Origin of the sequence: Actinomadura livida (genome assembly GCF_014648675.1) — a bacterium.
Taxonomy (GTDB): Bacteria; Actinomycetota; Actinomycetes; order Streptosporangiales; family Streptosporangiaceae; genus Spirillospora; species Spirillospora livida.
Genome location: NZ_BMRO01000006.1, coordinates 225,882 through 233,246 on the forward strand (window position 1 = coordinate 225,882; position 7,365 = coordinate 233,246).

The following is a 7,365-nucleotide window of genomic DNA, read 5'->3' on the forward strand; positions in this document are numbered from 1 at the left end:
GGGCAAGTTGTGGCCAGATGTGCGGTGAGCCACGTGGACGTTTGCGCGACACGAAATCGGGACGCGAGTGAGCTCCGGGGAAACTTCGGGCGTTCGACTACCCGACTCTGGAGATCATTCAGGCCAGAGCGCACATCCGCTCCGCGGAATGCCGGATCGGTTCACCGCGGTAACCGCTGCGAAATTGGACGTCGGTTCGGGGTGATCATGTGACCCGAGCAGTAGTCCACCGGGAGAGCGGCGCCTACCGCTCGTCGGCGACGGCTTCCGCCATCCTGTTCAGGATCTCGGACAGAATCGAGGCGGAGGTGGCGAAGTTCAGCCTGGCGAATCCCGTCCCGCCCGGCCCGTAGCTTTCGCCCGAGCTGAGCTCGACCTTCGCCTTTTCCCGGAAGAAGACCCCCGGATCGGTCGCGGTCCCGAGACTCCGGCAGTCCAGCCAGGCCAGGTGCGTCGCCTGCGGCGGGCGGTAGCCGATGCCCGGGGCCCGGGCCGCCAGGGCGCCGGCGACCAGGTCCCGGTTCGCCGCGAGGTGGTCCATCAGCGCGGCCAGCCAGGGGCCGCCCTCGTCCCACGCGGCCCTGGTCGCCTCCACGCCGAGCACGTCGACGATGCCGAAGTAGTCGGGCGGGCGGCCGTCGAGGGCCTCCCGCAGCCCGGCCGGGCCGACGTGCGCGACCGCGCAGCGCAGGCCGGCGATGTTGAACGCCTTCGTCGCGGAGGTCAGGGTGACCGTCCGGGCGGCGATGTCCGGCCCCAGGGACGCGAGCGGGACGTGCCGGTGCGGCGGGTAGGCCAGGTCGGCGAAGATCTCGTCCGCGATGACCAGCATGTCGTTGCGCGCGGCGATCCCGGCGAGGGCCTCCAGTTCCGCCGTCGTGTAGACGCGTCCGGTCGGGTTGTGCGGGTTCACGACGATCAGCGTGCGGCAGCCGGCTCCGGCCACCTCCCGCTCCAGCCGGTCCGGATCGAAGGCCCAGCCGTCGCCGCTCCGCTCCAGCGGGCTCGGGAGCACCCGCCGCCCCATCATCGTGATCGACTTGAGGATCGGCGGATAGTTCGGCGTGTGCAGCGCGATCGCGTCTCCGGGCCGGGTGGTCAGCTGGAGGACGACCTGTATCGCCTGGACCACATCACCGAAGTTGCGCACCCATTCGGGTCGCGGCCGCCAGTGGTAAAGTTCGGCCATCCGCCGCGTGAAGGGCTCGGCCAGCGGGCTGGCGCCCATCCAGTTCGACCAGGTCGGATATCCGAGATCCCCGCGCCCGACCGTTTCGGCTATGGCCGCACTGATCGGCTCCGCCACGGGGAAATCCATGTCGGCTATCCAGGCGGGGAGCACATCGCGCCCGACCCGGCGCCATTTGACACCCTCCTTGCGCCGGAGCCAGGAGATGTCCAGGTCCTCGAAATCGCAGTCAGCCGCAACGGCAGTAGGTTCTCGCATCGCCCAGCCCTTCTGGCCGGCTACCAAATTAGCGGTCGCTTCATTGCACGTCCAGTTGTGCACAGGCGTCCGGACCGCACAAGCCGCCGCCGTCGGCCGACCGGCCGCTCAACCTCGAAAAGAACGCGGTTGAGCACCCCGGGCCCGGCCGCCGCCGGACACTCCTGAAACGGATAGTCACCGCGCGGCCATGCCGATCGGCAATCGGTGCCGACGGCCCATCTTCCTGCCAGTCCGAGCCTATCTCCGCTCACGGAGCGGCGCGCTTCAAGCCCATTGATTATCCCTTCTTAAAGTGTTTGCCTGAAAGCCAGGCGAGCCCGCCGCCAGCCCACGATAGGAGACCACCATGACGATGACGGCCCCCCAGGTTCAGGCCGGCCCCCCGGATATCGGCCCGCTGCTGGCCGAGTACCGCGCCACCGTCATACCGGCGACCGCCGAATTCCTGGACGACGCCATCACGGCGACCCAGCTCCGCGACCGCTGGCGCCCGTACTACTTCGACGCCTTCCGCCGCTACGACCTCACGGTCGAGCGGTCGTGGCGCGAGGCGTCCGGCACGGACGGCCGGATCGACTCCGGTCCGCCGACCGCCGACCCGCGGCTGACCACCCCGCTCACGCACTTCCCCGTGAGCATCGCCCACAACAACCTCGACCGGCTCATCGAGGTCCTGGCCGTGGAACTCGGCGACCGGACCGCGGAGCACACCGAGATCCACGAGCGCCTGGTCGACTACGCCCACATGGTCAGCGGACTGACGAAGCTCATGGAGTCACTGACCGACTAGCCGGGACGCCCTCGTCCCGGAGCGCGGCATGCCCGCGGCCCGCCGGTCCGCCGGCCGCCGCCGGATGCAGAGAAGCCAGGAGTGCGCCGATGACCACAGCCAGTTCTTCCAGTTCTCCGCCGCAGGGCGGAGGCCGCCGCCGCGCCGTGTGGCGGGCAGGGGCCTTCGCGGCTTCCGGAATCGGCACCCGTGGGCACCGGCGGCCCGGTCCGCGGCGGGGGGTCGGGATCTGATGCCCGGCCCCACCGCCGGCCCGGTGACCGGGCCCGCGCGCGGCGGAGCGTCCGCGCCCGGCCAGCCGCGCGCCGCGTCCGCCTGGTCGGACGAGTCGGTCGCGGCGGCCGGGCTCCGCGCCGAGGACGCGGACTTCGTGACGGTCGGCGGCGGCCTGGCCGGCTTCGCCGTGGTCGACGCGCTGCGGATCCGCGGGGTCGCGGCGGCGCGGATCCGGGTCGTCAGCCCCCAGCGCCGGCCCTTCGAGAACCTGGGCCGCCTGATCAGGACGAGCCAGATCCGCGACGACGACCCGCTGCGCTCGGACTCGGGGGCGCGGGCCGACAACGTCTGGGGGTTCCCGGGGTACGCGCTGCACGAGGCGATCGGCCGCCGCACCCTCCGGCCGCTGTGGAAGGTGCTCACCGAGCCGGTGGGCGCCGAGTTCTACAACCCGTCGCCCCGCCAGGTGGCCCGCGGTCTCGACCGGGAGGCGGACCGGATCGGCTGGTACTCCATGCTGGTCCCGGGGCAGGCGATGCTCATCAGGCGCCGCACCGAAGGCGGGTTCTTCTGCCTGGTGCACCCGGCCGACCACTCGCCGCCGTACGTGCTGCGCACCCGCCACCTGCACCTCGGAACCGGGTACCCGGCGCTCGGCTACGCGCCCGAGCTGATCGGGTACCGGCTGCGCCACGGGGAGTACTTCAACGCCGTCAACGCCTACGAGCCGCACGAGCACGTCTACCAGGTGCTGCGGCGCCGGGCGGGGACGGTCCTGCTCCGCGGCGCCGGCATCACCGCGTCCCGGGTCCTGCAGCGGCTGATCGAGGACCGCGACCGCTCCGGCCGGGACGTGCGGATCCTGCACCTGTTCCGCGAGCTCGACGCCCGGCCGCCGGGCCGGCACGGCCCCGGACCCGCCACCGAGCACGGCTGGCGCTACCAGGCGTTCAGCTTCCCGAAGTCGGCGGCCTCGGGACAGCAGCGGGAAGAGCTGGCCGCCATGACCGCCGCGGAGCGCTCGGCATGGATCGCCGCGATGGGCGGTGCGACGACGGCCAGGCGGCGGCTCTGGCGCCGCCAGCTCGACAGGGCCCGGTCGGCGGGCTGCTACCGGGCGCTCGGCGGCGAGATCACGCTGCTGGAGCCGTCCCCACGGCAAGGGGTGCGGGTGCTCGTCGCCCGCCCCGGAGGGGACGGCCCGCTGCGGCTGGACGTCGACTTCCTGATCGACTGCACCGGGATGAGCCCGCGGCTGCGGGACAACCCGCTGCTGGCCGACCTCGTCGACAGCGGCTGCGCCGGCGTCAACGCCGCGGGCGGCCTCGACGTCGGCCCGCACTTCGAAGTCCGCGGCCCCGGCGGCGGCCTCGCCGACGGGCCGGGCCGCCTCTACGCCTCGGGCGCGATCGCGCGCGGCGGCCACCTCGCGACCGTCGACTCGTTCGCGGGGCTCGTCGACGCGGCGCAGCTCATCTGCGACGACCTGGCGGCGCGGGGGGTGTGCACGCCGCTGGGCCCGGCGTGCTCGGCCGCCGCCTGGGTCAAGTGGCTGGCCCACCGGGCGCCATGACTCCCACACTGATAGGCCGAATCCAGACGCGGATCCTGCTGGCCGCCACGGTCGGGGTGCTGTGGACGGCCCTGATCGCGCCGTTCCTGCCCGATCCCGCCGGGGTGACGGCGAGCATGTGGACGGTCGGCATGCGGTACGCGATCGCGTTCACCGGTCTCCTGCTGACGACCGTTTACGGGCTGGTGTGGGAACACCTCTACCACCGCCTGCAGCAACGGCGCTGGGACAAGGACTGGCCCTCGGTCTTCGGCCTGCTGACCATTCTCAACGAGGCGCCCCTCGCATGGCTCCTGGTGAACCTCTTCTTCCCGGTCATGTCGGGCCCGTCGCCGGACATGCTCAATCTCCACAACGGCGGAATCGCGGGTCCCAAGCCCGGCATGTTCGATCCGACGCCCGACATGCTGGGCCCCTTGGACACCTCGGGCTGGGGGCTCTGGGATTCACCATTTCTGCCCGCCTTCATCGTCCATATCTCCACGACGTGGTTGATCATGTGGTTGGCCGGCCAGGGCCCGCTCCGCGTGATCCTCATTCGGTGGCGTTTCGAGGGCGGGCGGGTCGTGCGGTCCCGGCTCGAGGGCGTCCCGGCACCCGGCGCCCGGCCCGAACTCCGCGCTGCGGAAGGCGCCGGGATCCCGGTGCGGGAGACGTCACCGAGCACGGAGATCGCCGCGCTCGCGCGCTCCCCCCGAACCGTCCGGGGCAACGGAAGCCCCGCGCCCGCCCCGAACGGGAACCTGCTCGACGGGAACCCGCTCGACGGAGATCTGGTCGACGGGGGCATGTGCGGCCACGGTCACCTCGGGAGTCCGGGGTCGCGGTACTGCGGGACATGCGGGAGGCCGCTGCAGCAGCCGAACGGCACGCGCACCCTCGGCCGGCGTCCTCCGCTGGGAGTCCTGGTCTTCGACGACGGCACCATGCACGTCCTCGACGGGGAGGTCAGGCTGGGCCTGGTGGAGGAGACCGGGGCGCTCACCGCGGGGCACCGCGAGGAGATCCCCGCCGCGTCCGCGCTCGGCGATGTCCGGACGTCCGGATGGCGGACCGGCGTGTCGAGCGGGGTCCACCGGATCGCCCTGGAGCTCCCCGACGGCGAGCACGTGGACGTCGCGCCGGGCGAGGTCGCCTGGCTGGCCCCGGGTGCGGAGTTCACGATCGGGCCGTACCGGATCCGGTACGAGAGCCCGTATCAGCCCGCCGACCCCGGCCCGGCCGCGCACGGTTCGCGTGCCGCGTCGATGCCACCGGACGAAACGGCCGATTCCCTGGCTGCTACCACGTCAGCACCGCCGGGGGGACCGAGTGCCCGGCGCACCTCCGGCGATTAGCCCTACTCCGGTGCGCACCGGGCGGCGCCGGTGCCGCCGGTGCGGAGTGGGCACTCGGCGACCGCGCATATTCGCAGTACAGCGGGCTTTTCACGTATTACGAACGGTGATAGAATTCGGCGCGCTTCTTCATTGTCCGCAGCGGTCGCCACCTCGGTGAAAGCGCGAGCCGAGCGCGCTGACCAGGATACAACGCACGATTTGTGCAATATCTGGATATCAGTGCGCAATGTCCCGGAGGCGGATCCGGAACGCATCGCGCAGGACGAATGCGAACCGCATCCCAGCTCCCTCCGCCATATCCCCCAATAACAGGTGTACGGACGGTTTCGGCCCGTGGCGGCTGCGACGAGGCGGCACCCCGCCCGCCGGACGGGCACGTACGCCCGTGACCCACGTACACCCTCGTGTTCACCGTGCACGCGCTCCGAGATGGGAGGGACCAGGCCAGTGGGCAGCAAAGGTTCCGATTCACGTGATCCGGCTCCGGCCGCAGCCGTACCCGACCCGCGGCGGTGGAAGGCCTTAGCCGTCCTCGCGGCGATGCAGTTCATGCTCGTCCTCGACGCCACCGTGGTGAACGTCGCCCTCCCCGAGATGCAGAGCGAGCTGCACTTCTCCTACCAGGGCCTGTCGTGGGTCCCCAACGGGTACGTGCTGGTGGCCGGCGGGTTCCTGCTGCTGGGCGGCCGGCTGGCCGACATCTTCGGACGCCGCCGGATGTTCATCGTCGGCCTGGTCGTCTTCGGAGTGACGTCGGCCGCGTGCGGCGCCGCCGTCTCCTCGTCGATGCTGGTCGCCGGCCGGTTCGCCCAGGGCATGGGTGAGGCGCTGGCGGGCCCGGCCGCGCTCGCCATGATCCCGCTGCTGTTCCCCGACCCCCGGGAGCGGATGAAGGCGGTCGGGATCTGGGGCGGCCTCGGCGGCCTCGGCGGAACGCTCGGCCCGGTGATCTCCGGACTGCTCACGGACGTGGACTGGCGGTGGATCTTCTACATCAACATCCCCGTCGTGCTCATCGCGCTGCTGCTCGTGCCGCGCGTCCTCCCGGAGAGCCGGATGGCCCGCGCGGAGCACCGGATCGACGTGGCCGGGGCCGTCACCGTGACCGGCGGCTCACTCGCCATCGTGTACGGGGTGCTGAACGGTTCGTCGCATTCGTGGGGCTCGTGGCAGGTGCTCCTGCCGCTGCTCGGCGGCTTCGCGCTGCTGGGCCTCATGGTCGCCGCCGAGTCCCGCTCCCCCGATCCGCTGATCCCGCTGCGGTTCTTCTCCAACCGCACGCGCGTGACGTCCAACGTCCTGACCGCGGCCCTGTTCGCGGTGTTCGTCAGCTACGCCTTCATGCTGACCCTGTACATGCAGCAGATCCTCGACTACTCCGCCCTGCGCACGGGGCTGGCGTACCTGCCGCTCGGCATCGCGTTCGGCGCGGGCGTCGGGCTGAACGGCGCCCTCATGCCGCGGCTGGGCGTCAAGGTGGTGCTGACCATCGGCTTCTTCGGCACCGCCGCGGGGATGTTCGTGGCGAGCTTCATCGATTCCGACTCCGCCTACGTCGGCGGCCTGCTGCCGGGGCTGATCATCGTCGGGCTGTTCACCGGCGTCTGCCTGCCCGGATTGATCAACGGCGCGCTGCACCAGGTCACCGCCGAGGACTCCGGCCTCGGCTCCGGCGTGCAGACCGGCATGCAGCAGATCGGCTCGGCGCTCGGGCTGTCCATCCTGCTCACCAGCGCGCTGAACTACGCCGGCGACCGCATCGGCACCGGGGTGCCGCCGGCGGTGGCGCAGACGGACGGGTACTCGCTGGCGTTCCTCATCAGCGCCGCCATGCTCGCCGTCGCCGCCGTGGCCGTACTGGCGCTGCTGGAGAACGTGACCGCCAAGCCGCGCACCGCGCTCGCCGAGGCCCCCGCCGGTGAGGAACCGTCCAGCGGGGAGCCGTCGAGTGAGGAGCCGTCCAAGCCCTGAGTCATCGGTGCCGGGCGGGGGGCGC

The 7,365-nt window shown here is 71.7% G+C and carries 5 protein-coding genes; 4 read left to right on the top strand and 1 reads right to left on the bottom strand.

Annotated features, from left to right (window positions below; translation table 11 throughout):
* Positions 1–244 precede the first annotated feature (244 nt).
* Positions 245–1,318, bottom strand: coding sequence for a MalY/PatB family protein (locus IEZ03_RS16270; protein WP_221480679.1), 1,074 nt, complete (start codon positions 1,316–1,318; stop codon positions 245–247).
* A 478-nt stretch (positions 1,319–1,796) separates the two neighbouring features.
* Between IEZ03_RS16270 and IEZ03_RS16275 the strand changes: the two genes are divergently transcribed.
* From IEZ03_RS16275 to IEZ03_RS16290, 4 genes are all read left to right on the top strand, one after another.
* A complete protein-coding gene (locus tag IEZ03_RS16275; protein ID WP_184883635.1) occupies positions 1,797–2,240 on the top strand; it encodes a hypothetical protein in 444 nt (147 codons plus the stop codon).
* Between the two features lie 232 nt (positions 2,241–2,472).
* On the top strand, positions 2,473–4,029 hold the full coding sequence (locus tag IEZ03_RS16280) for an FAD/NAD(P)-binding protein (RefSeq protein WP_184883633.1): 1,557 nt from the start codon (positions 2,473–2,475) through the stop codon (positions 4,027–4,029).
* Entirely contained in the window at positions 4,026–5,366 is a 1,341-nt protein-coding gene (locus IEZ03_RS16285; RefSeq protein WP_184883631.1) for a hypothetical protein, read from the top strand. Before IEZ03_RS16280 ends, IEZ03_RS16285 begins: the two co-directional genes overlap by 4 nt.
* A gap of 543 nt (positions 5,367–5,909) precedes the next feature.
* The gene (locus IEZ03_RS16290) at positions 5,910–7,340 is read left to right on the top strand and encodes an MFS transporter (RefSeq protein ID WP_221480678.1); all 1,431 of its coding nucleotides are present in this window, start codon (positions 5,910–5,912) and stop codon (positions 7,338–7,340) included.
* Positions 7,341–7,365: the final 25 nt, after the last annotated feature.